General features: G+C 44.3%; 24 protein-coding genes. 2 read left to right on the top strand and 22 right to left on the bottom strand.

Annotated elements, in window-relative coordinates; genetic code table 11:
* Positions 1-5: 5 nt before the first annotated feature.
* The 11 genes from SCRDD08_RS02280 to fabM form a co-directional block, all read right to left on the bottom strand.
* Entirely contained in the window at positions 6-1,373 is a 1,368-nt protein-coding gene (locus SCRDD08_RS02280; protein ID WP_061422242.1) for an acetyl-CoA carboxylase biotin carboxylase subunit, read from the bottom strand.
* Positions 1,374-1,391: 18 nt separating this feature from the next.
* Positions 1,392-1,814: a 3-hydroxyacyl-ACP dehydratase FabZ gene (gene fabZ, locus SCRDD08_RS02275; RefSeq protein WP_061422240.1), complete on the bottom strand. Its 423-nt coding sequence runs from the start codon at positions 1,812-1,814 to the stop codon at positions 1,392-1,394.
* Positions 1,811-2,308, bottom strand: coding sequence for an acetyl-CoA carboxylase biotin carboxyl carrier protein (gene accB, locus SCRDD08_RS02270; protein ID WP_061422238.1), 498 nt, complete (start codon positions 2,306-2,308; stop codon positions 1,811-1,813). The genes fabZ and accB overlap by 4 nt, the downstream gene beginning before the upstream one ends.
* A complete protein-coding gene (gene fabF / locus SCRDD08_RS02265; protein ID WP_061422236.1) occupies positions 2,309-3,541 on the bottom strand; it encodes a beta-ketoacyl-ACP synthase II in 1,233 nt (410 codons plus the stop codon).
* Positions 3,542-3,592: 51 nt separating this feature from the next.
* Positions 3,593-4,327: a 3-oxoacyl-[acyl-carrier-protein] reductase gene (gene fabG, locus SCRDD08_RS02260; protein WP_061422235.1), complete on the bottom strand. Its 735-nt coding sequence runs from the start codon at positions 4,325-4,327 to the stop codon at positions 3,593-3,595.
* Positions 4,328-4,339: 12 nt separating this feature from the next.
* Entirely contained in the window at positions 4,340-5,260 is a 921-nt protein-coding gene (gene fabD / locus SCRDD08_RS02255) for an ACP S-malonyltransferase (RefSeq protein ID WP_061422234.1), read from the bottom strand.
* Complete coding sequence (gene fabK / locus SCRDD08_RS02250; protein WP_005591707.1) at positions 5,253-6,227, bottom strand: enoyl-[acyl-carrier-protein] reductase FabK; 975 nt, start codon at positions 6,225-6,227, stop codon at positions 5,253-5,255. Before fabK ends, fabD begins: the two co-directional genes overlap by 8 nt.
* A gap of 129 nt (positions 6,228-6,356) precedes the next feature.
* The gene (locus SCRDD08_RS02245) at positions 6,357-6,581 is read right to left on the bottom strand and encodes an acyl carrier protein (protein ID WP_005591706.1); all 225 of its coding nucleotides are present in this window, start codon (positions 6,579-6,581) and stop codon (positions 6,357-6,359) included.
* Positions 6,582-6,635: 54 nt separating this feature from the next.
* Entirely contained in the window at positions 6,636-7,610 is a 975-nt protein-coding gene (locus tag SCRDD08_RS02240; RefSeq protein WP_061422233.1) for a beta-ketoacyl-ACP synthase III, read from the bottom strand.
* Positions 7,610-8,044, bottom strand: a complete 435-nt coding sequence (gene fabT, locus SCRDD08_RS02235; RefSeq protein WP_045500607.1) for a fatty acid biosynthesis transcriptional regulator FabT — start codon at positions 8,042-8,044, stop codon at positions 7,610-7,612. Before fabT ends, SCRDD08_RS02240 begins: the two co-directional genes overlap by 1 nt.
* Before the next feature lie 117 nt (positions 8,045-8,161).
* Positions 8,162-8,953 carry a trans-2-decenoyl-ACP isomerase gene (gene fabM / locus SCRDD08_RS02230; RefSeq protein ID WP_061422230.1) on the bottom strand — a complete coding sequence of 264 codons (792 nt, stop codon included), beginning with the start codon at positions 8,951-8,953 and terminating at the stop codon, positions 8,162-8,164.
* A gap of 245 nt (positions 8,954-9,198) precedes the next feature.
* Between fabM and SCRDD08_RS02225 the strand changes: the two genes are divergently transcribed.
* Positions 9,199-10,566 (top strand): aspartate kinase, encoded by a 1,368-nt coding sequence (locus SCRDD08_RS02225; RefSeq protein ID WP_061422229.1) that lies wholly within the window; start codon positions 9,199-9,201, stop codon positions 10,564-10,566.
* A 100-nt stretch (positions 10,567-10,666) separates the two neighbouring features.
* Here the strand turns inward: SCRDD08_RS02225 and SCRDD08_RS02220 are convergent, their stop codons facing one another.
* From SCRDD08_RS02220 to SCRDD08_RS02175, 10 genes are all read right to left on the bottom strand, one after another.
* On the bottom strand, positions 10,667-11,578 hold the full coding sequence (locus SCRDD08_RS02220; RefSeq protein WP_061422228.1) for a DMT family transporter: 912 nt from the start codon (positions 11,576-11,578) through the stop codon (positions 10,667-10,669).
* Positions 11,579-11,681: 103 nt separating this feature from the next.
* Positions 11,682-11,975 carry a hypothetical protein gene (locus tag SCRDD08_RS02215; protein WP_061422227.1) on the bottom strand — a complete coding sequence of 98 codons (294 nt, stop codon included), beginning with the start codon at positions 11,973-11,975 and terminating at the stop codon, positions 11,682-11,684.
* Positions 11,976-12,023: 48 nt separating this feature from the next.
* Positions 12,024-12,380, bottom strand: a complete 357-nt coding sequence (locus SCRDD08_RS02210) for a hypothetical protein (RefSeq protein WP_048763482.1) — start codon at positions 12,378-12,380, stop codon at positions 12,024-12,026.
* A gap of 90 nt (positions 12,381-12,470) precedes the next feature.
* A complete protein-coding gene (gene gatB, locus SCRDD08_RS02205) occupies positions 12,471-13,904 on the bottom strand; it encodes an Asp-tRNA(Asn)/Glu-tRNA(Gln) amidotransferase subunit GatB (RefSeq protein WP_061422226.1) in 1,434 nt (477 codons plus the stop codon).
* Complete coding sequence (gene gatA, locus SCRDD08_RS02200) at positions 13,904-15,370, bottom strand: Asp-tRNA(Asn)/Glu-tRNA(Gln) amidotransferase subunit GatA (RefSeq protein WP_061422225.1); 1,467 nt, start codon at positions 15,368-15,370, stop codon at positions 13,904-13,906. Before gatA ends, gatB begins: the two co-directional genes overlap by 1 nt.
* On the bottom strand, positions 15,370-15,672 hold the full coding sequence (gatC, locus tag SCRDD08_RS02195; protein WP_061422224.1) for an Asp-tRNA(Asn)/Glu-tRNA(Gln) amidotransferase subunit GatC: 303 nt from the start codon (positions 15,670-15,672) through the stop codon (positions 15,370-15,372). Before gatC ends, gatA begins: the two co-directional genes overlap by 1 nt.
* A 202-nt stretch (positions 15,673-15,874) precedes the next feature.
* Entirely contained in the window at positions 15,875-17,611 is a 1,737-nt protein-coding gene (gene aspS / locus SCRDD08_RS02190; RefSeq protein ID WP_061422223.1) for an aspartate--tRNA ligase, read from the bottom strand.
* A 311-nt stretch (positions 17,612-17,922) separates the two neighbouring features.
* Complete coding sequence (locus SCRDD08_RS02185) at positions 17,923-18,480, bottom strand: cysteine hydrolase family protein (protein ID WP_061422222.1); 558 nt, start codon at positions 18,478-18,480, stop codon at positions 17,923-17,925.
* Entirely contained in the window at positions 18,480-19,268 is a 789-nt protein-coding gene (codY, locus tag SCRDD08_RS02180) for a GTP-sensing pleiotropic transcriptional regulator CodY (protein WP_005591692.1), read from the bottom strand. The genes SCRDD08_RS02185 and codY overlap by 1 nt, the downstream gene beginning before the upstream one ends.
* A 212-nt stretch (positions 19,269-19,480) precedes the next feature.
* Positions 19,481-20,695 (bottom strand): pyridoxal phosphate-dependent aminotransferase, encoded by a 1,215-nt coding sequence (locus SCRDD08_RS02175; protein WP_061422221.1) that lies wholly within the window; start codon positions 20,693-20,695, stop codon positions 19,481-19,483.
* A gap of 257 nt (positions 20,696-20,952) precedes the next feature.
* On the opposite strand from SCRDD08_RS02175, the gene SCRDD08_RS02170 reads away from it, so the two are divergent.
* A complete protein-coding gene (locus SCRDD08_RS02170) occupies positions 20,953-21,408 on the top strand; it encodes a universal stress protein (protein WP_061422220.1) in 456 nt (151 codons plus the stop codon).
* 113 nt (positions 21,409-21,521) lie between these two features.
* Here SCRDD08_RS02170 and SCRDD08_RS02165 read toward each other — a convergent pair.
* Positions 21,522-22,744: ATP-binding cassette domain-containing protein (locus tag SCRDD08_RS02165; RefSeq protein ID WP_155719782.1), on the bottom strand; the 1,223-nt coding region annotated here is incomplete at its 5' end.

The raw sequence follows: 22,744 nt of genomic DNA, 5'->3' as shown, positions 1-22,744 counted from the left end.
GTCATCTATTTTTTCTCTTGATAAGCCGGAAGGAACTTCTCCATGAGAAAGGCTGTATCATAATCACCAGCAATCACATTAGGATCTGAAATCAAATCCAGCTGGAAACTGCTATTAGTCACGACACCGTCGATTTCTAGCTCATAGAGAGCCCGTTGCATCTTCATCAGGGCATCAAAGCGATTTTCCCCGTGAACGATGATTTTGGCAATCATACTGTCATAGTAAGGAGGAATGGTGTAGCCAGGATAGACTGCTGAATCCACACGCAGTCCCACTCCGCCACTTGGCAGATAAAGATTGGAAATCTTGCCTGGGCTCGGTGCAAAGTTAAAAGCTGGATTTTCAGCATTGATCCGACATTCAATCGCATGGCCGCGAATTTCAACATCTTCTTGACTAAAGGACAGCTCCTGACCATCCGCAATCTTAATCTGCTCTTTAACAATATCCACACCGGTGACAAACTCAGTCACTGGATGCTCTACCTGCACGCGAGTATTCATCTCCATAAAGTAGAATTCACCCTTGGCTTCATCTAACAGAAACTCAATCGTTCCGGCATTTTCATAGCCGACTGACTCAGCAGCCCGAACAGCCGCTTCCCCAATCTGCTGGCGCAGGGTTTTCCCAATTGCCACAGATGGACTTTCTTCCAGCACCTTCTGATTATTCCGCTGCAAAGAGCAATCCCGCTCGCCCAAGTGAACCACATGCCCCTGCTGATCTGCCAAGATCTGCACTTCAATATGGCGAGCTGGATAGATGACTCGCTCCATATACATGGCACCATTCCCAAAGGCCGCTTTGGCTTCACTAGAAGCAGACTCAAAGGCCGCTACTAAATCCTCAGACTTTTCAACCTTACGAATGCCCTTGCCGCCGCCACCAGCAGAAGCTTTGAGCATGACTGGATAGCCAATTTTTTCGGCTACTTCCAAGGCTTCTTCAGAGGTATGAACTTCCCCATCAGAACCTGGGATAACTGGCACTTTCGCCTTAATCATCTGAGCCCGAGCATTAATCTTGTCCCCCATCATGTCCATAACAGCACCTGAAGGCCCAATAAACTTAATTCCGACTTCTTCGCACATGGTCGCAAATTTAGAGTTTTCGCTCAAAAAACCAAAACCAGGGTGAATGGCTTCTGCACCTGTCAGAACAGCAGCAGATAAGACGGCATTCATGTTCAGATAAGAATCCGTAGACTTGGCTGGCCCGATGCAGACTGCCTCATCAGCCAGTAAAGTATGGAGCGCTTCCTTGTCAGCTGTTGAATAAACAGCGACTGTATCAATTCCTAGCTCGCGAGCTGCACGAATAATTCTGACCGCAATTTCCCCACGGTTAGCAATTAAAATTTTACGAAACATGGTGAAATCTCCTCTTTCTTATTGACCAATCGCAAAGGTCAAGGTTCCGCTGGCTGCAAGTTTACCATCAACTTCGGCCTTGGCCTCTACCACTGCAATAGTGCCACGACGCTTGACAAACTTGGCTGTCATAATCAGCTGGTCACCTGGCACAACTTGCTTCTTGAACTTAACCTTGTCCATGCCAGCATAGAAGACCAGTTTGCCCTTGTTTTCTTCTTTAGACAATTCCAGCACACCAGCCGTTTGAGCCAGTGCTTCCATGATTAAGACACCCGGCATAACTGGATACTGGGGAAAATGTCCGTTAAAGAATGGCTCGTTGATTGTCACATTTTTCAGAGCGACAACCTCATCTTCGCTGACTTCCAATACACGGTCCACCAACAACATAGGATAGCGGTGCGGAAGCGCCTCTTTTATTGCATTGATATCAATCATTTGATGCGTACCAGCCCTTTCCCAAACTCAACCATTTCTTCATTCTGAACCAGAATTTCCGTTACCAGACCATCTTTAGGTGCTGGAACTTCATTCATGACCTTCATGGCTTCAATAATCATCAGGGTTTGACCTTTTTTAACTTGGTCCCCTACACTGACAAAAGCTGGTTTATCTGGACCAGATGCTAAGTAAGCGACACCAACCAAGGGACTTTCCACGACATCGCCTTCAGCAGCTGGAGCTGGAGCCTCTGGAGCCACCTCAGGTGCTGCAGTTGGAGCTGCTTGGGAAACTGTCTCAGATACAGGTGCGCTTGCTGGCTGCACAGGAGCTACAACTGGAGCTGCACTGACTGATGGAGTTGCTGCGACTGCGGCAGAACTTTCATTCTTGCTGAAAGTCAATTCATCACTTTGATTTTTATAAGAAAATTCACGCAGGCTTGACTGGTCAAACTGAGCCATCAAGTCTTTAATTTCATTGATATTCATCTAGCCCTCCCAACGCTTGAATGCCAGAACAGCATTGTGACCGCCAAAACCAAAGGTATTTGAAATAGCATAAGGGATTTCTTGCTCCAAGCCTTGTCCATAAACGACATTCGCTTCGATATAGTCTGACAATTCACTTGTTCCAGCTGTCATTGGTACATAGTTATGACGCATGGCTTCAATTGTAGCGATGGCTTCTACCGCTCCTGCAGCCCCAAGCAAGTGTCCTGTAAAGGACTTGGTTGAAGATACAGGTACTTCTTTACCAAGAACAGCTACGATCGCACCACTTTCTCCTTTTTCATTAGCAGGAGTTGAAGTACCGTGGGCATTGACATAAGCTACTTGCTCTGGAGAGATCTCCGCCTCTTCCAAAGCCAATTTAATTGCCTTGATGGCACCTTGACCTTCTGGATGAGGTGAAGTCATATGGTAAGCATCACAAGTATTTCCATAGCCAACTACTTCAGCCAAGATAGTCGCTCCACGCTTTTCAGCATGTTCCAGACTTTCAAGCACCAACAGACCAGAACCTTCTCCCATGACAAAGCCGTTACGATCTTTATCAAATGGAATAGAAGCACGAGTTGGGTCTTCTGTCGTAGAAAGAGCTGTCAAAGCTTGGAAACCAGCAATGGCAAATGGAGTGATAGAAGCTTCTGATCCACCAACTAACATGACATCTTGGAAACCAAACTTGATAGAGCGGAAAGCATCCCCAATCGCATCATTTGATGAGGCACAAGCTGTATTGATTGATTTACAAATCCCGTTTGCTCCGAAGCGCATAGCAACATTTCCTGAAGCCATATTTGGCAAAGCTTTTGGAAGAGTCATTGGCTTAACGCGTTTTGGACCTTTTTCATGCAAACGGATAACTTGATCTTCGATTTCCTTGATACCACCGATACCAGAAGCCACGATGACACCAAAGCGGTCTTTATCGATTGATTCTACATCAAGATTGGCATTTGTCACCGCTTCTTGAGCTGCATACAAGGCATACAAAGAATAGTTGTCAAAACGATTGGTATCTTTCTTGATAAAGTATTTATCAAAAGGAAAGTCTTGGACTTCTGCCGCATTATGAACAGCAAAATCACTGTGGTCAAACTTGGTGATGGGACCAATTCCAATCTTACCTTCTTTTAAACTATTCCAAAATTCTTCTGGTGTATTTCCGATGGGAGAGGTTAAGCCATAACCTGTCACAACAACTCGATTTAGTTTCATAGTGAACTCCTTTATGATAATTGGTAAACTGTCAAATCCAAATGCATGTAATTACTGCATTGTCAGTCCGCCATCAATCGCGATGACCTGACCAGTAAGGTATTCCTGATCTGCTAAGAATAGGGCAACATCCGCTACTTCTTCGGTATTGCCGAACCGTTTCATTGGGATTTGAGCCAGAGAAGCTTCTTTGATTTTTTCAGAAAGCCCGTCTGTCATATCCGATTCGATAAAGCCTGGGGCAATCACATTGACACGAATATTGCGCCCAGCTACCTCACGAGCAACCGACTTAGAAAATCCAATCAAGCCAGCTTTAGAAGCTGCATAGTTGGCCTGACCGACATTACCAGTCAAACCGACAACACTTGATAGATTGATAATTGCTCCCTGACGAGCCTTGGTCATTGGTTTCAAGACGGCTTGCGTCATATTAAAGGCTCCAGTCAGATTGACCTTCAGCACTTGCTCGAAGTCTTCCTCTGTCATCTTGAGCATAATCTTATCACGGGTAATTCCAGCATTATTGACCAAGACATCTACAGATCCCAAAGCCACAATCGCCTCATCGATCATTCGCTTAGCATCAGTACCATCAGACACATCGCCTGAAATAGCCACGACTTTGACCGGATAGCCAGCAAACTCAGCCAAAACTTCGTCTGAAATTTGACCGCGACCGTTCAAGACAATATTGGCACCTGCACTTGCAAACTTATGGGCAATAGCCAGACCAATCCCACGGCTAGAGCCAGTAATAAAAACATTTTTATTCTTTAATTCCATTGGTATTCCCCATTATTTTTCCAGTAGGGCTGTCAAAGTCTCCACACTTTCAACATGATAAACAACTGCTGATTTATCAATTTTTTTCAGAAAGCCAGACAATACTTTACCTGGACCAATCTCGATAAACTCAGTCACACCAGCTTCCTGCATTTTAGCGATACTATCGTAGAAACGAACCGGTTCCATGACCTGACGAGTTAACAATTCCTTAATTCTGCCAGTTTCCATGATATCCGCCTCTGTATTGCCCACTAGCGGAAGCTGAAAATCAGCAAATTCTGTTTCAGCCAAAACCTGAGCTAATTGCTCACTGGCTGGTTTCAAGAGAGCTGTATGGAACGGACCAGAAACGTTTAGCGGAATCAAGCGTTTCACACCTGCTTCCTTGAGGAGTTCTACCGCTTTATCCACCGCTGCCACATCTCCCCCAATGACGATTTGACCTGGAGTATTGTAGTTGGCAGGAGAGACCACTCCTAGCTGACTAGCTGTCTGACAGGCTTCCTCAATAAGAGCCACGTCCGCATTTAGGACCGCAACCATCTTTCCAGAGCCAGCAGGAGCTGCTTCCTCCATGAAAGCTCCGCGTTTAGCGACTAGAGCTACCGCTGTTTTGAAGTCCAGCGCACCAGCAGCTACCAAGGCAGAGTATTCGCCCAGAGAAAGACCAGCCACCATATCAGGCTGGATTCCTTTTTCAGCCAGCAGGCGATAAATAGCAAGAGAAGTTGTCAAAATTGCTGGTTGAGTATAGCGAGTTTGGTTGAGTTTTTCTTCATCTTGGTCAATCAATGCCCGAACATCATAGCCCAGAACTTGACTCGCTTCCTCAAAAGTCGCCTTAACCACATCATACTGCTCATAGAGGTCACGAGCCATTCCCAGATATTGGGCTCCCTGACCAGCAAATAGAAAGGCTGTCTTAGTCATTTCTAGTTACTCCTGCCCAACGTTTTGCTTCTTGCTGAATCTTCTCAGCAGCGCCATAATAGATATCCTTGAGGATTTCTTCGACTGTTTCTTCCTTGCTGACCAAGCCGGCAATCTGACCGGACATGACGGAACCATTTTCCACATCGCCACGGACAACTGCATTGGCCAGAGCACCAGCACCCAGATTTTCAAAAACAGTCAAGTCTGGATTTTCTTGCTTGAAGGCTTCTTTTTCAGCCTTTTCAAAATCGCGAGTCAGCTTATTCTTGAGCGCACGAACCGCATGACCGAAGTGTTGAGCAGAAATTGTCGTATCGATATCACGAGCCTTCAAAATCATATCTTTATAATTTTGATGGGCATTGGATTCCTTAGCTACAACAAAGCGCGTCCCGACCTGAACCGCTTCTGCTCCTAACATAAAACCAGCCGCAGCACCAGATCCATCCGCAATACCACCAGCCGCAATAACTGGAATGTTAACTGCTTCTACAACCTGACGAACCAGGGTCATCGTTGTTAACTTACCGATATGACCACCAGCTTCCATCCCTTCAGCAATGACGGCATCTGCTCCGATTTTTTCCATCCGTTTAGCCAAAGCCACACTTGGTACAACAGGAATCACCGTAATACCTGCTTCATGGAAACGAGCCATGTACTTGCTTGGATTGCCCGCACCAGTCGTTACCACTTTTACACCCTCTTCGATCACCAAATCCACAATGTCATCTACAAAAGGCGACAAAAGCATGATATTGACACCGAAAGGACGATCCGTCAAAGACTTAATCTTGTCAATATTAGCTTTCACCACTTCCTTAGGAGCATTTCCGCCACCGATGATCCCAAGACCACCAGCCTTTGAAACAGCACCAGCCAAGTCACCATCTGCGACCCAAGCCATACCACCTTGGAAAATAGGATATTTAATATCTAATAATTCTGTAATTCGTGTTTGCATAATACCTTCCTCTAATCATTGCTTAAGTAATAGCTTGAGCTCAAACCGCTAGATAGCAGCCTTTTTACTTTGAAATTCAAACTATTACCTAAACAAGAGAGAATATCTTGCGATACTCTCAAATCTTTATTATTTTGTTTTTTCTTCTACGTAGGCAACCAAGTCACCAACTGTTTTCAAGCCTTCTTCAGTTTCGATTTGGATGTCAAATGCATCTTCGATTTCTGAAATTACTTGGAACAAATCCAATGAATCTGCTTCAAGATCATCGAAAGTTGACTCAAGTGTAACTTCTGATGGCTCTTTACCAAGTTCCTCAACGATAATTTCTTGTACTTTTTCAAATACTGCCATGGATAGACTCCTTTAAAAAATATATTTTTTATCTATGTGTTTCCACATGATTAACTAAATTGTAACAATAAGCGTGCCCCATGTCAAACCTCCACCGAAACCTGACAATAAAATAGTCTGATCCCCGTTCAGCTTAATCAAGTCCTGTTGGACACACTCAGATAATAAAATCGGGATGCTAGCTGCACTAGTATTACCATATTCCATCATATTGGCAGGTAGTTTTTCCCGAGAAACTCCGAGTTTCTTAGCCATTTTATCTAAAATTCGGATATTGGCCTGATGCAAGAGCAGATAATCAAGCTCCTCCACTGAAAATGGACTCTCTTCAATGGTATTTTTGATAGACTGTGCCACATCGCGAATAGCAAAATCAAAGATTGCTCGGCCTTCCATTTTCAAATAGCGATCATCAACTTGCTTTTCCGAAAATGGAGAGGACAAACCAAGTCCACCACAGGTCAAACTCTGACCTCTCAAGCCATCAGTAAACTGACTTTCAGCCCAAAAATACTGCTTTTCTGCCGCTTCAAGCAAGACTCCCCCAGCCCCATCACCAAATAAGACTGACGTCGCACGGTCCGACCAATCAACGACTTTCGAAAGCGTTTCGCTACCGATCACCAAACCTCTTTGATAGCGACCAGAGGAAATGAACTTTTCTCCAGTTGATAAGGCAAAGATGAAGCCACTGCAAGCTGCCGTCAAATCAAAAGCAAAAGCTTTGGTAGCTCCAATATTGGCCTGCACCCTAGCTGCAGTTGACGGCATCATAGAATCCGGAGTGATCGTCGCAACAATGATAAAATCAAGCTGAACAGCAGACAGTTGGGCCCTTTCTAGCAATTGCTCAGCAACCCTTGTAGCTAAATCACTTGTTGACTCAGTCCGGGATAAATGTCGCTGTTTGATACCTGTTCGACTTGAGATCCATTCATCACTTGTATCCATCATCTTGGCCAGATCATCATTTGTGACAACCTGCTCTGGAGCATAATGAGCTACTTGAGTAATTCTTGCATAGTTCATTATTTCAACTCCTCTAAAAAATTATACAAGTTCTGCAAACCTTTTTGCATTGCATTTTTTTCTTCTGAGGACATTCCTTCCACTACTTGCATGACCATGCGATTGTGGAATCGTTTATGAAGACGATACAAGAGCCTCCCCTTCTTAGTCAAACTCAGATGAACTACACGACGGTCAATGGATGAACGGCGACGCTCGATATACCCTTTACGCTCCAAGTTATTCAAGCTGGTTGTGACAGTCCCCAAAGTGACTAACAATTCCTTTGAAATATCGCTTGGAGTCGCATTAGGCATGGTACCAATAACATCAATAGTGTGCATTTCTTTAATGGAGACATCTTTAAATTGACTGCCTCGGAGGCTGGACTCTTCAATAACCAAAACATTATTAAAAATGGATGTTAAATAATCATTGACTAATTGATAATTCAAACCAACACCTCCTTCATAAATACTTTGACATTCAAATTTTATCAGATCTCAAAATAATTTGCAAGTCCTTTTGAAAATTTATTTGATTTTCAAACAATTTTCTTATCCTGCAAATCCTTACTTACCTGCAAATTGTGGACGACGCTTCTCAGTATAAGCTTGGACACCTTCTTTGAAGTCCTCAGTGAAAGCAAGAGACTTCTGTAAAGATAGCTCCAACTCCGCATATTCTTTCCAACCGCTGAACAGGCTCTTCCAGACCATTTCTTTCATAGCTCTGTAAGAATTCAGCGAACCGCGTTTTAGCTTCTTCAGCAACTGTTCCGTTGTTTTTTCCAGTTTTTCTACTTCACAGACCTTATAGAGCAAACCATAATCCAGAGCCTTCTCAGCAGTCAAGGCCTCTCCCGTCATGACCAAATGAGTCGCCCGAGTCACACCAATTGCCCGAGTCAAAAGATAAAGTCCACCGGCATCTGGCGCTAAGCCCACTCCCACAAAAGCTTGAATGAACCGAGATTTTTCTGTCGCAATGCAGAAATCTGCAGCCACGACCATATTGGCAGCTGCACCAGCAACAGGGCCATCCACACTCATGATAACTGGCTTGGGTAGTCGTTTCATGGCAAAAGAAATATCATTGACCAGCTCTGCAATTTTTACCAAGGATTGAATATCGTCAGCACTGACAGCTCTTTGCATCTCAGCTAGGTCGCCACCGACAGAAAAGACCTTCCCATTGGCATTGATCACTAGAAACTTCACTGCCTCATCATTTGCGGCCAGCTCAATCGCTTCTAAAATCTCCTCACACATAGGGATATTGAAACCATTTGAAACTTCAGGACGATTGAAGGTAATAGTCGCCACTTCATCAACTACCTTATAAAGAATACCATTAAAAGTCATTCTAACTCCATTCCAGACTGGGTAATTACAGCCATTTTATTTCATAATTAAATAATTTGATAGTCAAATTACATTTATTCTAGCATAAAAGATGTAAGAAAGAAAACAAAAACTGGAAAATTTGATTTTATATTCGTTTTTTGCTTATTTTTGCAATAAATTTATATAAAGCGGTGCTTCTGATAGATTTGCAAAATTTTCAGAATTTTGTTATAATTTTTCCTAAATCATGTTTAGGAGTTTCTATGAAAGTTGTAAAATTTGGCGGAAGTTCACTTGCTTCTGCTTCACAATTAGAAAAAGTCTTACATATTGTAAAGTCTGATGCTGAGCGTCGTTTCGTCGTCGTTTCCGCACCAGGAAAAAGAGATGACCAGGATACAAAAGTCACCGATGCCCTGATTAAGTATTATCGCCAGTACATTGCAGGAAATGATGTTTCCAAGGAGCAAAATTGGATTATTAAACGCTACTCCGATATGGTCTCTGAGCTAGGCCTGAAATCTGCAATTATTGAAAAAATCTCTAAGAGCATCATCTCCCTAGCTACTCTGCCAATTGAAAATAATGGATTTCTTTACGATACTTTCCTAGCAGCTGGTGAAAACAACAATGCTAAGCTCATCGCAGCTTACTTTAACCACAACGGCATTCCGGCTCGTTACGTCCATCCTAGAGAAGCTGGGCTAGTGGTTTCAAGCGAACCAGGAAATGCTCGGATCCTTCCTTCAAGCTATGATAAATTGGAAGAACTAATCCATTCCGATGAAGTCCTTGTCATCCCTGGCTTCTTTGGTGTCACTCAAGATGGACAAATCTGTACTTTTTCTCGTGGTGGCTCAGATATTACAGGATCAATTATTGCAGCTGGTGTCAAAGCTGATGTCTATGAAAATTTCACTGATGTAGACGGCATCTTTGCTGCTCACCCTGGGATTATTCATAAGCCACGTTCCATCGCCGAGCTTACTTACCGTGAAATGCGGGAATTAGCCTATGCAGGTTTTACTGTCCTTCACGATGAAGCCCTGCTTCCAGCCTATCGCGGAAAAATTCCACTCGTTATCAAAAATACCAATAATCCAGAACACCCCGGTACGCGCATCGTCCATAAACATAGCGAAGATCATCCCCCTGTTGTAGGAATCGCTGGTGATTCTGGCTTCGTAAGCATTAACATGTCCAAGTATCTCATGAACCGAGAAGTTGGATTTGGCCGAAAGGCGCTTCAGATTTTGGAAGATCTAAATATCGGTTGGGAGCATATGCCAACAGGAATTGATGATCTTTCCATCATCCTTCGTGAACGTGAATTAACTCCAATCAAAGAAGAAGAGATTCTACGCCAGCTTGTACAAAAAGCAGAAGTAGACTATGCTGAGATTGAGCATGACCTCTCTATTATCATGATTGTCGGCGAAAAAATGAAAAGTCATATCGGGGTGACCGCTACTGCAACTAGAGCTCTTTCTGACAACAAAATCAATATCCAAATGATGTCACAAGGTTCCAGTGAAGTTTCTATCATGTTTGTTGTCAATAAGAACCAAGAAAAAGAGGCCATCCGTGCTCTGTACAAAGCATTCTTTGGCAGCTCAGAAAGCGATGAATAAACCGAATAAGTAAACAACAAAGACCTAGCTCTATATGGAGCCAGGTCTTTCCTTATTCTTTCTTGCTTATAATAAACCTTTTTTCTTTATTCTTTCTTGCTTATAATAAACCTTTTTTCTTTTCCAAGATTAAGTCCTTGACAGATATCAATAGGACAGCTAGCAAAATCATGCCCATACCTACAAAATCAAGTAGATAAAAGCGTTCATTCATAATGACAAAGGCAAAAAAGACCGCTGAAATTGGCTCAATCGAAGCTAAAAGACTAGATTTAACAGGGCCAACCAAGCTTGTTCCCTTCAAAAAGACGGTGTAAGCAAAGATTGTCCCGATGACAATGATGCCGACCAAGGCTAGAAGGATATCCAAACGGAATTGCCACTGATGCTGGAAAATACCGCTGAAAGGAAGGAGCAAGATACCTGCAATGGTCATGCCAATCCCGATAACCAGCATGCTTCCCCACCTTTTGATGAGCCCAATCGGCAAAAGAATATAAAGTGCATAAGTAAAGGCTGAGAAAATACCTAAAAATAAGCCTTTTGGCGTCATCGAGAGCTGATTGATCTGACCGTGGGTCGCAATCAGAAAGGTTCCTCCGATAGCCAAAATCATAGAGCAGACCTGAGCCACAGTCGGTGCTACTCTATCTTTGATACAAGTGTATACCAAGACTCCCACTGGACAGAGATATTGTAAGACCGTTGCTGTTCCTGCATTCGTCTCATGAATGGCCGCTAAATATGCATATTGATTGATGAATAAGCCTAGAACTGCAAAAAGTGAAATGTGTAGAAGAGAGCTCTTGTCTTTCCAAATCTCTTTAAAAGAATCTTTATTTGTCGCATAAGCCAACATCATCAAAACCAAACCCGCTAGCAACAAGCGCACATTGGTCAAGCTCAGTGCCGAAAAACCATGCTCCATCAGATATTGACCACTCGTTCCCGATAAGCCCCAAGCAATCCCCGCGGCCAAGGTATAAAGGGTTCCCCTCAAAACTTTTGACATCTCAAACCTCTTTCTGTTAGCTCTGATCATTATAACATAAACCATAAAGAAAAATCAGTCTGTTTTGACTGATCTTTTATGATTTAGTTGAGCTTAAAGATGTTTAATTCTCTATCTCAAGAAGTAAATAAGGCAAACCTAAGATATGCCCAATAATTCCTAGCATAGCCCGCATTCCAGAAGCTGTAACGAGTACTTTCTGACCATCTTTCACTTGAATCTTATGCGATTTCATAAAGCTTTGTCCAACCTGTAGTTCAACACTGTTTCCCTCAAAAGTCAGCGTTTTACTTTCATCATTCGCAAGTCTATCCACAAGTTCACCATTTAGATATACTGCAACATTTTGAGCTACTCCGACCATACCGGTAGCACGCGTAATGGTAAATTTTGGCATCAAAAAATCCTTTATTTCAAGCTAACCTATCAACAAAAACTCTTCAGTTTATTCTTCAATCCTAGCTGAGTAAAAAGGCAGAAGAAACATTAAAACAATATAAAGAATTAAGAGAATTGCACGCACTAGACCACCAAAGAACAGGCCGAGCAACAAAACTCCTAGACAGATAGAAAAATTAGTAAAATTTGTTTCAACCAGCAAGGTTTGCCCTGCTTTAACTGTCACTGGCTTGGTTCTCATAGGAGCTGCTCCTACACGAACAACCGCTTCTTCTCCCTCAATAGGAAAGGCCGCCTCGTCGCCATTCTGGATTGTACCAACCTTTTGACCATTGATTAAAATTGGAAAATTCCCAATGATCCCTACAAAGCCTGTTCCGCGTTTTACTTTAATTTCTGACATAAGAACTCCTTTATTTTTTATTTATTTTACCATAAATACCATTCAAATAAAAGGTGAAAACCAGCCTCACGACTGGTTTTCTGCTTATTTCTATAATTTCTCCAACTCTTCGTTCAGCAGTTTTTGTGCTACTTGTGGGTTGGCTTGGCCCTTGGTTGCTTTCATGAGCTGACCGATCAGGGACTTAGCCGCATTCTTATTGCCACCCTTATAGTCATTGATAGCTTTTTCGTTGTTGGCAAATACTTCTTGGATGATTGGCAGAAGCTGCGCAGGGTCTGAGATTTGAACCAGGCCTGCTTTCTGTACATATTCCTTAGCAGAACCGCCATTTTTAGCCAGATGGACAAAGACCTTCTTAGCGATCTTAGAAGAAATCGTTCCGTCTGCAATCAAGGCAATCATTTCAGTCAGATTCTCAGGCGTCAGCTCAATCTCAGCGATAGTCTTACCTTCTGCATTGAGGTATTGAGCCACTTCTCCTTGGAGCCAGTTAGAGACAGCCTTAGCGTCTCCACCTGCAGCAACAGCTGCTTCAAAGAAGTCTGACACAGCCTTGGTCGCGGTCAGCTGCTTGGCATCGTAGTCAGATAGGCCGTAATCGCCCACATACTTGGCACGGCGCTCTTTTGGAAAGGCTGGCAGACTGCTGCGTACTTGCTCAATCCAAGCATCTTCAATCTCAAAGATAGGCAGATCAGGCTCTGGGAAGTAACGGTAGTCCGCTGAACCTTCCTTGACCCGCATGAGCAGGGTTTCGCCAGTCGCTTCGTCATAACGACGGGTTTCCTGACGGATTTGACCACCGCTGCGTAGGATTTCAGCTTGGCGTTTTTCCTCAAAGGCCAGACCCTTGCGGACAAAGTTGAAGGAATTAAGGTTTTTCAGCTCAGTCTTGGTACCAAACTCTTTCTGGCCGTAAGGACGGATGGAAATATTGGCGTCCACCCGCATGGAGCCCTCTTCCATCTTGACATCCGAAATGCTCGTGTACTGGATGATTTCCTTGAGGGCAGTCAAATAGGCATAAGCTTCTTCTGGACTGCGCATATCTGCTTCCGATACGATCTCAATCAACGGCACCCCTTGACGGTTGAGGTCCACATAAGAGTAGCCATCGCTGCCGTGGGTATTCTTTCCGGCATCTTCTTCCAAGTGGGCCCGCTCGATACGGATTTTCTTGGTCGTGCCATCTTCTAGTTCAATCTCAATCCAGCCATTGTAGCCAATCGGCTCATCAAACTGAGAAATTTGATAGGCTTTTGGATTGTCCGGATAGAAGTAATTCTTGCGGTCAAAGTGCATCTTCTGGTGAATGTCCATGTTCAAAGCCAGAGCAGCCTTGATTCCATAGTCGATGACACCCTTGTTCATAACAGGCAGAACACCTGGGAAGGACCAGTCGATGATATTGGTGTTGGCATTTGGATCTTCACCGAAGTGAGCTGGAGCCGGTGAGAAAATTTTTGAATTGGTCTTCAATTCAACATGGACTTCCAGTCCGATAACTGTTTCAAAGTTCATTATTTTTCACCTCCAAAGATAACTGGCTGCTGTTTGTGGTAGTCAGTCGTTGCTTCAAATGCTGCGGCTGCCTGATAGATAGTCGCTTCATCGAAGTGGTTACCAATCAACTGCAGGCCGACAGGAAGACCATCTACGAAGCCAGCCGGGATTGAAATCCCCGGTAGGCCAGCCAGATTGACTGGAATGGTCAAAAGGTCCGCCAGATACATAGCCACAGGATCTTGGTTTTGACTGCCTAAGTCATAAGCAACAGTTGGTGCAGTTGGACCTAAGATCAAGTCATATTTTTCAAATACCTTGGCAAAATCTTGCATAATCAAGGTACGAACCTGACCAGCCTTCTTGAAGTAAGCATCGTAGTAACCAGATGACAAACTGAAAGTTCCCAGCATGATGCGGCGTTTCACCTCTTCACCAAAGCCTTCGCTACGAGATTTAACATAGACATCTTCTAGATTTTCAATGCCTTCTGCACGATAGCCATAGCGAATACCGTCAAAGCGCTGCAGGTTAGAGCTAGCCTCAGAGGAAGCAATAATATAGTAGACTGCCACGCCGTACTTGCTGTGAGGCAGGCTAACCTCTTCAACGATAGCTCCTAGACTTTCCAAGTGCTTGGCTGCTGCCAGAATCGTTTCCTTGACCTTGCTGTCAATTCCCTCACCCATGTATTCCTTAGGCAAGGCAATCTTCATCCCCTTGATGTCTTGGCCAATCTTGCTTGTAAAGTCTGGCACAGCTTCTTGTGATGATGTAGAATCCTTAGGATCATTACCAGAAATAACATTCAGAAGCTGTGCATTTTCCTTAACTGTCTGAGAGAAAGGCCCAATCTGGTCTAAAGAAGAACCAAAAGCAATGAGACCAAAACGGGAAACCCGTCCGTAGGTTGGTTTGAGGCCGACTACGCCGTTAAAGGAAGCCGGCTGGCGAATAGAACCACCCGTATCTGAACCTAGTGATAGACGAACCTGACCAGAAGCAACAGCTGTCGCTGAACCACCAGATGAGCCACCAGGAACCTTGCTAGCATCCCAGGCATTCTTGGTCGTCTTGAAGTGAGAATTTTCACTGGAGCCACCCATGGCAAATTCGTCCATGTTGGTCTTGCCCACGATAATCATATCCTTGCCGTAGAGCTTTTCCACGCTGGTCGCATCAAAAATCGGCTTATAGTTATAAAGCATTTTTGAAGCAGCTGTTGTCAGGATACCCTTGGTAGAGATATTATCCTTGATCGCCAGCGGAATCCCGCTCATGAGATTGTCCGCATCAATCCCCTTGGCATCCAGGGCAGCAGCCTGGGCCAGGGCTTCTTCCTCGCTGACCGTGATAAAGCTGTCCACGGCAGCCTCCCGCGCCTTGATATCGTCCAGGGTCGCCTGGGTCAGCTCAACTGCAGAAATTTCCTTTTTGACCAGCAGGTCATGCAGTTCTTCAATGGTCTTGTGATTAAAAGTCATTAGGCATCTCCTCCGTCATCTAGGATGGCAGGCACTTTGATGTAGCCCCGCTCTTTTTCAGGTACATTTTGGAAAAGCTCTTCTCGGTTCCAGCCCGGCTGAGCCACATCTTCTCGCATATAGTTGATGTTAGCTGCCACATTGGAAGTGAAAGGCACACCCTCCGTATCCACTTCATTGAGCAATTCGACCATGTCGACAATTTTAGACAAGGTTGTCGCAAACTCATCTGTCTCTTCTGGTGAAAAAGCCAGTTTTGACAGTTTTGCAACGTGACTTACTTCTTCTTGAGTAATCTTCATTTCTGATTCCTTTCATAAGATAGACGAGCCTGAATACCAACCGAAAACGATAAATCTAAGAAAGATCTTTGTTTTCGAGGTATTTAACTCGCATTGTTTTGCTAAGATAGAGGCACCAAGCTCTCGTAGCTGCGACCTCTTTCTTTAGCTTCTTCCTGATTTCTTCAGGAATTCGCATCATTTCATTTTACCATATTTCTGGCTAATTCTTCAATTCCAAATGCAGTTCTTTCACTTGTCTTGGATCCACCAGACTTGGACTTTCCAGCATAGGGTCAAAACCAGTACCATTTTTCGGAAAAGCGATGACTTGGCGAATATTTTCTTCCCCAGCCAAAATCATAACCAAGCGATCTAAGCCAAGAGCCAAGCCACCGTGTGGTGGGAAGCCGTACTCCAAAGCCTCTAGGAAGAAACCAAAGTCCCGCTCATAGTCTTCTCGGCTCATGCCCAATAGCTCAAACATCGCTTCCTGAGCCTTCCTGTCATGAATCCGTAGACTCCCCCCACCAATTTCATAGCCATTCAAGACGATGTCGTAGGCATGGCTGCGGTATTGATCTGGCTCCTGACCTTCTTCAAAAATGCCTTGTGTGAAAGGATGGTGCATGGCTTGATAGCGGTTTTGGTCTTCATTCCACTCCAGTAGTGGCCAATCCACAACCCAGAGAAAATGAAGCAGACTCGGGTCAATCAAATCCAAAGCCTTTGCGACTTCTATGCGCAGATGTCCCAAAGCTTCCTGAGCCCGACGCTTCTTAGCCATAACTAGCAGAATCAAATCTCCATCCTTGGCCTCAAAACGTGCTAGTAAATCCTGACTCTCAGCCTCAAAGGTGCTAGCCAAATCTCCAATTAACTGGCCATTTTCAACCTTTAGACTGGCGAAACGACTGCAGCCAAATTCCTTCATTTCTTGATAGTAGTGACTGAGCTGTTTCTTGCTAAAAACACTAGCCGCATCTGGCACACAGATTCCCATCACTTCCTCTTGGTTGTCCAAGGCTTTCTTGATGAGAAGAGAGTCATTGGACTGGCACAAATCCGTCAAATTCTTCAGCTCTAAACCAAAGCGTGTATCTGGCTTATCAGAACCAAAGCGGCTCATAGCTTCTTCATAGCTGATAGTCGGAAAAGCTTCTGTCAACTCTAAACCATGAGTTTTCTTGACAACTGCTTTGAGCATAGCTTCAACCAGAGCTCGGATTTCTTCCTCGCTGGCAAAACTCAACTCCAAATCCACCTGGGTAAACTCTGGCTGACGGTCGCCCCGCAAATCTTCGTCACGGAAACAACGAACAATCTGATAATAGCGCTCGAGGCCAGCTCCCATCAGTAACTGCTTGAGCATCTGAGGGCTCTGCGGCAGCGCGTAGAATTGATTTTTAAAGACCCGACTAGGCACCAAGAAATCCCTAGCTCCTTCAGGAGTTGACTTGGTCAGATAAGGCGTCTCCACTTCCAAAAAGTCCAAACCATTCAAATATTCCCGAATAGTTGATGTGACCTGATGGCGCAGTTTGAGGTTATGTGTCATCCTCTCACGCCGCAAGTCCAGGTAACGGTATTTCTGACGCAGGTCTTCCCCAGTATGGGCATGCTGGTCCAACTCAAAAGGCAGAGGCTTACTGCTAGCAATGACCTCAATCTTCTCTGCCCTTAGCTCAACCTGACCAGACTTGATGGCCTTGTTGACAAAGCGCTCTTCCCGCTGAACGACTTGCCCCGTCACCGCAATGACATCCTCTTTGCCAATTTTTTCCAGCTTAGCAAAATCTTCAATCTCACCGCCAACAAAGACCTGAAGCAAGCCCTCGCGGTCCCGCAATTCAATAAAGGCCAGCTTACCATGATTGCGGATGTTGGCCACCCAGCCAGTTGCGGTCATGGTCTGTCCGACCTGCTCTAAACCATAGTTTCCGATAAAAATTTCTTTCATATACTTTCCCTCTCACATCAATTTGTAGCTTCGCCCTGTTGTTCAGGATATTACCACGTTCTTCCATCGTCTTCACTTGAATCGCTACAAAAGAAAAGGGCCTTCGTCTCTGAAACAGACGAAAGCCGTGGTACCACTGTTATTCGCTACCCTAAAAGGCAGCCTCTGAGCTCGTAACGTGAGCGACGTCTGTGCTTAATCACACAAAAGATTACGAAACATGTTCTTCGGTTTTTGCTTTCTTGGTACTGCTCTCAGCTATCAGTACTCTCTGTGCAAGTCAGCAAGCCTACTCTGCTTCTCTTTTACTCTTAAATTGTATCTATTATAGTCGAACCCAGGACATTTTGCAAGTGGTTTAAGGCAAATTTGTGATTTTCCTCTGACAGAGAAGCCACTGCTGGCTCTACCACCTGAATCTGATAACCAAGATTATATGCATCAATCGCTGTATGTAGGACGCAAATATCCGTCAAGACTCCTGTCAAAATAACTGTATCTACCTTTCTTTCCCGCAATCGAATATCTAAATCCGTACCAGAAAAAGCAGAATAATGACGCTTATCCATCCAAAAGACCCGAGAGTCTGCTTGATGCTTGTCATAAAAATCAGCCAAAGGACCATAAAGATTGCGACCGCTAGTTCCTTTGATATTATGAGGTGGAAACAGCTTACTTTCTGGGTGAAAGGCGTCATTTTCATCATGGGCATCAATCGCGAAGAAGATATAGTCCCCTCGATCAAAAGCTGCCTCGGTCACTTGAGCAATGGCTTCAGAAATTGCCTGAGCCGGCGCTCCTGCTGTTAATTTCCCCTCGTCTGCAACAAAATCAACTGTATAATCAATGGAAATCAGCGCTCTTGCCATTAGTAATCCCTCTTTTTAATTTCCTCAAAAACATCTGGAATCAGTACTTTCAGATAAGTTCCCTTCATCCCCAGCGAGCGGCTTTCAATAATCCCCGCACTTTCCAGCTTGCGCAAGGCATTAACAATCACTGAGCGGGTAATCCCGATGCGATCAGCAATGACAGAAGCCGTCAGTTGCCCTTCATTGCCATTGAGCTCGCCCAGAATAGCTGAAACAGCTCTTAGCTCTGAGTAAGACAGGGTATTGACCGCCATGGTCACAGCTGTCCGGCGACGGATGTTCTTCTCGTCCTCTTCTCGCTGGAAGTTAAGCAGCTGGATACCGACCACTGTGCTGGCAATCTCGACCAAAATCAGGTCGTCATCCAAAAATTCTTTATCATTGCGCCAGATAATCAGCGAGCCCAAGCGAATTCCTGAAACATGAATCGGTGCGATAGTAGTCAAACCATCTGGAAATTCATCCTTGGTTTCCACTGGGAAAATAGTCAAATCGTGAGTTACAGGCAGATTGGCCTCTGTCTCATACACCATGTTTGCTTCTTGGACATATTCTTTGGGGAAAGTCTTGTCTTGGAAAAAGGCTTCTACACGATCATTATTTGTCTTGTAGCGCATGAAATAGCCCAAGAGACGGCCCTTGCTGTTGATGATGCAGGCATTGCAATGAATAATATCAGCAAGCTGGCGAGTGATCGCATTGTAAGGAAGTTCCTCCTGAAGTTGCTCCTCTGAACGTTTCAAGATAGAAGTAATCTTCCTTGTTTTTTCTAATAGTTTTGCCATACATTTACCTCGTATTTAGTCCCCTTGATTGTACCATAATCGACCGAAATTTTCAATAATTATCTGAAAATTGTGTATTGAAAAAAAATTCGCTACAATTCTGAAAGATTCAGAATTTGGCGATTGCGAAAAGAATCACTTCATCAAAAAAACCATTTAAAACAATTCTAAGACGAATTTGTTTTAAACGGTTTATGACTTGTATTTTATGCTTATCTGCGGTATTGGCGCAGGAAGCGTGTCATTTTTTCTTGGATCTGAGCTAGTTCATCTACCCGAGGCAGATAAACGATTCGGAAATGATCTGGATCCTTCCAGTTAAAGCCTCGTCCATGGACAAGAAGGACTTTTTCCTGCTTGAGGAAATCCAAGACAAGCTGCTCATCATCATCGATACGGTACATTTCCCGATCAATTTTCGGGAAGATGTAAAGACCCGCCTTAGGTTTGACTGCAGACAAACCTGGAATATCTTGAATAGCATTGTAAATGAAGTTTCTTTGTTCATAGATACGACCGCCTGGTAAAAGCAATTCATCCACTGACTGGTGCCCACCTAGTGATGTTTGTACGACTTGCTGGGCCAAAACGTTAGAGCAAAGACGCATATTGGACAGCATATTGAGACCTTCGATATAGCCTTTGACATGCGTCTTAGGACCAGATAAGACCATCCAGCCAACACGGAAACCAGCGATACGGTGAGATTTTGAAAGACCATTCATGCTGACACAGAAAACATCTGGTGCCAAACTTGCCACAGGCGTGTGCACATGCCCATCCATCACCATACGGTCATAAATTTCATCCGCAAAGATGATAAGATTGTTCTGGCGAGCAATTTCCACAATTTCTAGCAAAAGTTCCTTAGGATAAAGTGCCCCTGTTGGATTGTTAGGATTGATGATAATGATAGCCTTAGTATTAGAAGTGATTTTTGACTTGATGTCGTCAATATCTGGATACCATTCTGCCTGCTCATCACAGACATAATGCACAGCATTCCCACCAGCCAGACTAACTGCAGCCGTCCAGAGCGGATAGTCCGGCATTGGTACTAAGACCTCATCTCCATCATCCAAGAGTCCCTGCATAGACATAACAATCAGCTCGCTGACTCCATTTCCAAGATAAATATCATCGATATCAACATTAGGGAAATTTCTGAGCTGGCAATACTGCATAATGGCCTTACGGGCTGAGAAAATCCCCTTAGAATCAGAGTAACCCTCACTGTCACGCGCATTCATAATCAAATCATGAATGACCTCGTCTGGAGCGGTAAAGCCAAATTCAGCTGGATTTCCCGTGTTCAAGCGGAGGATTTTTTCTCCGTTGGCCCGCATCCGCATCGCTTCATCCAACACCGGTCCACGAATATCATAGGCTACATGTTCCAGTTTGCTGGACTTATTAAATTCTTTCATCCTATTTTCCTCAATTCATCTGAATGATTTTATTATACCACCAGAAAAAAAGATTGACAATTAGGAAGAATCTAAGAAAGCTCCTTTCAACTAAAATAAGGCTTATAACTTAGGAAAATACACTTGTCCATCATGATAATTTCACTTGATTTCTGAATTTCATTTGCAGCTTTACTTTTTTTCTGAAAAGGTTTACAATATAAGTGAAGATATAAGAAGCTCGAATCTAGTATTCGACAAAAGATGGAGGTAGCTTTATGACTCAACAAAAATATGAAAATATCATGGTCGCTGTTGACGGCTCTCGCGAAGCAGAACTCGCTTTTGAAAAAGGTGTTAATGTAGCGCTGAGAAATGCTTCTCGTTTGACAATTGCTCATGTGATTGATACCCGGGCTCTCCAAAGCGTCTCAACATTTGACGCTGAGGTCTACGAAGATCTCCAAGAAGAAGCACAAAAGTTGATGACAGAGTACAAGGAAAAGGCGCAAAAAGCTGGGGTCAAATACGTCGATATCGTCATTGAATTGGGCAATCCCAAAACCCTCCTTGCGACTGACATTCCTGACGAACACAAGGTTGATTTGATTATGGTCGGAGCTACCGGTCTCAATGCCTTTGAACGCCTCCTAGTCGGCTCATCATCTGAGTATATCCTTCGCCACGCGAAAGTGGACTTACTGGTCGTTCGTGACAAAGAGAAAACATTCTAAAATATCTAGTAGGTTGCTGCGATAGCTATGCCCTACTTCCCTCATAACTATAAGTTAAAATCCCTCATTAGGTTAGCCTAGTGAGGGATTTATGTTTTAGCAGGATAAAAATCTTATTTTAGCTTGCCTTTCAAATATTGGCCGGTATAGCTGGCTGTGTTGGCTGCGACTTCTTCTGGTGTACCAGTCGCAATGATCGTACCACCACCGACACCGCCTTCCGGTCCTAGGTCGATGATATGATCAGCTGTCTTGATAACGTCCAGATTGTGCTCAATGACGAGGACTGTATTGCCATCGTCAACAAAACGAGCCAAGACTTTAAGCAAGCGAGCAATATCCTCTGTATGAAGCCCTGTCGTCGGCTCATCCAAGATATAGAAGGACTTACCAGTCGAGCGCTTGTGAAGTTCGCTGGCCAGCTTCATCCGCTGAGCTTCACCACCTGACAAGGTTGTGGCTGGCTGCCCTAGAGTCACATAGCCTAGTCCCACATCCTTAATCGTCTGAAGTTTGCGGGCAATCTTGGGAATATGCTGGAAGAATTCTACCGCATCATTGACCGTCATATCCAGAACCTGAGCGATATTCTTTTCCTTATAGTGAACCTCTAGAGTCTCGCTATTATAGCGGGTGCCGTGGCAGACCTCGCAGGCTACATAGACGTCAGGCAGGAAGTGCATCTCAATCTTGATAATCCCATCACCCGAGCAGGCCTCACAGCGACCGCCCTTGACGTTAAAGCTGAAACGGCCCTTCTTGTAGCCGCGAATCTTGGCTTCATTGGTCTTGGCAAACAGATCGCGAATATCGTCAAAAACTCCAGTATAGGTAGCTGGATTCGAACGCGGTGTCCGGCCAATCGGGCTTTGGTCAATATCAATCAAGCGGTCCACATGCTCAATGCCACTGATTTTCTTGAACTTACCTGGTTTGGCAGAGTTGCGGTTGAGTTTTTGAGCAATGGCTTTTTTAAGAATAGAGTTGACCAGCGTTGACTTACCGGATCCAGAAACTCCTGTCACAGCGATAAATTTGCCCAAGGGGAATTTAGCTGAGATATTCTGCAAGTTATTCTCCTGAGCCCCTGTCACTTCAATAAAGCGGCCATTGCCTACACGGCGGTCCAATGGTACGGGGATCTCGCGCTTACCTGACAAGTATTGGCCTGTGATAGATTTCTTGCTCTTGGCCACTTGTGCAGGAGTGCCGGCTGCAACGATTTCACCACCGAAAACACCAGCTCCTGGTCCCACATCAATCAGCCAGTCAGCCTCCTGCATGGTGTCCTCGTCGTGCTCAACCACGATTAAAGTATTGCCCAGGTCGCGCATCT

The organism is Streptococcus cristatus (assembly GCF_001578775.1).
Classification (GTDB): Bacteria; Bacillota; Bacilli; order Lactobacillales; family Streptococcaceae; genus Streptococcus; species Streptococcus cristatus_A.
Note: the sequence above shows the minus strand (reverse complement) of the source record. Positions and strands in the feature narration are given on the sequence as shown.

What these genes read in the sequence shown, in the direction of transcription:
- SCRDD08_RS02280 (WP_061422242.1), bottom strand. Translation starts at nt 1,373, where the DNA reads ATGTTTCGTAAAATTTTAATTGCTAACCGTGGGGAAATTGCGGTCAGA.
- fabZ (WP_061422240.1), bottom strand. Translation starts at nt 1,814, where the DNA reads ATGATTGATATCAATGCAATAAAAGAGGCGCTTCCGCACCGCTATCCT.
- accB (WP_061422238.1), bottom strand. Translation starts at nt 2,308, where the DNA reads ATGAATATCAATGAAATTAAAGACTTGATGGCTCAGTTTGACCAGTCA.
- fabF (WP_061422236.1), bottom strand. Translation starts at nt 3,541, where the DNA reads ATGAAACTAAATCGAGTTGTTGTGACAGGTTATGGCTTAACCTCTCCC.
- fabG (WP_061422235.1), bottom strand. Translation starts at nt 4,327, where the DNA reads ATGGAATTAAAGAATAAAAATGTTTTTATTACTGGCTCTAGCCGTGGG.
- fabD (WP_061422234.1), bottom strand. Translation starts at nt 5,260, where the DNA reads ATGACTAAGACAGCCTTTCTATTTGCTGGTCAGGGAGCCCAATATCTG.
- fabK (WP_005591707.1), bottom strand. Translation starts at nt 6,227, where the DNA reads ATGCAAACACGAATTACAGAATTATTAGATATTAAATATCCTATTTTC.
- SCRDD08_RS02245 (WP_005591706.1), bottom strand. Translation starts at nt 6,581, where the DNA reads ATGGCAGTATTTGAAAAAGTACAAGAAATTATCGTTGAGGAACTTGGT.
- SCRDD08_RS02240 (WP_061422233.1), bottom strand. Translation starts at nt 7,610, where the DNA reads ATGAACTATGCAAGAATTACTCAAGTAGCTCATTATGCTCCAGAGCAG.
- fabM (WP_061422230.1), bottom strand. Translation starts at nt 8,953, where the DNA reads ATGACTTTTAATGGTATTCTTTATAAGGTAGTTGATGAAGTGGCGACT.
- SCRDD08_RS02225 (WP_061422229.1), top strand. Translation starts at nt 9,199, where the DNA reads ATGAAAGTTGTAAAATTTGGCGGAAGTTCACTTGCTTCTGCTTCACAA.
- SCRDD08_RS02220 (WP_061422228.1), bottom strand. Translation starts at nt 11,578, where the DNA reads ATGTCAAAAGTTTTGAGGGGAACCCTTTATACCTTGGCCGCGGGGATT.
- SCRDD08_RS02215 (WP_061422227.1), bottom strand. Translation starts at nt 11,975, where the DNA reads ATGCCAAAATTTACCATTACGCGTGCTACCGGTATGGTCGGAGTAGCT.
- SCRDD08_RS02210 (WP_048763482.1), bottom strand. Translation starts at nt 12,380, where the DNA reads ATGTCAGAAATTAAAGTAAAACGCGGAACAGGCTTTGTAGGGATCATT.
- gatB (WP_061422226.1), bottom strand. Translation starts at nt 13,904, where the DNA reads ATGAACTTTGAAACAGTTATCGGACTGGAAGTCCATGTTGAATTGAAG.
- gatA (WP_061422225.1), bottom strand. Translation starts at nt 15,370, where the DNA reads ATGACTTTTAATCACAAGACCATTGAAGAACTGCATGACCTGCTGGTC.
- gatC (WP_061422224.1), bottom strand. Translation starts at nt 15,672, where the DNA reads ATGAAGATTACTCAAGAAGAAGTAAGTCACGTTGCAAAACTGTCAAAA.
- aspS (WP_061422223.1), bottom strand. Translation starts at nt 17,611, where the DNA reads ATGAAAGAAATTTTTATCGGAAACTATGGTTTAGAGCAGGTCGGACAG.
- SCRDD08_RS02185 (WP_061422222.1), bottom strand. Translation starts at nt 18,480, where the DNA reads ATGGCAAGAGCGCTGATTTCCATTGATTATACAGTTGATTTTGTTGCA.
- codY (WP_005591692.1), bottom strand. Translation starts at nt 19,268, where the DNA reads ATGGCAAAACTATTAGAAAAAACAAGGAAGATTACTTCTATCTTGAAA.
- SCRDD08_RS02175 (WP_061422221.1), bottom strand. Translation starts at nt 20,695, where the DNA reads ATGAAAGAATTTAATAAGTCCAGCAAACTGGAACATGTAGCCTATGAT.
- SCRDD08_RS02170 (WP_061422220.1), top strand. Translation starts at nt 20,953, where the DNA reads ATGACTCAACAAAAATATGAAAATATCATGGTCGCTGTTGACGGCTCT.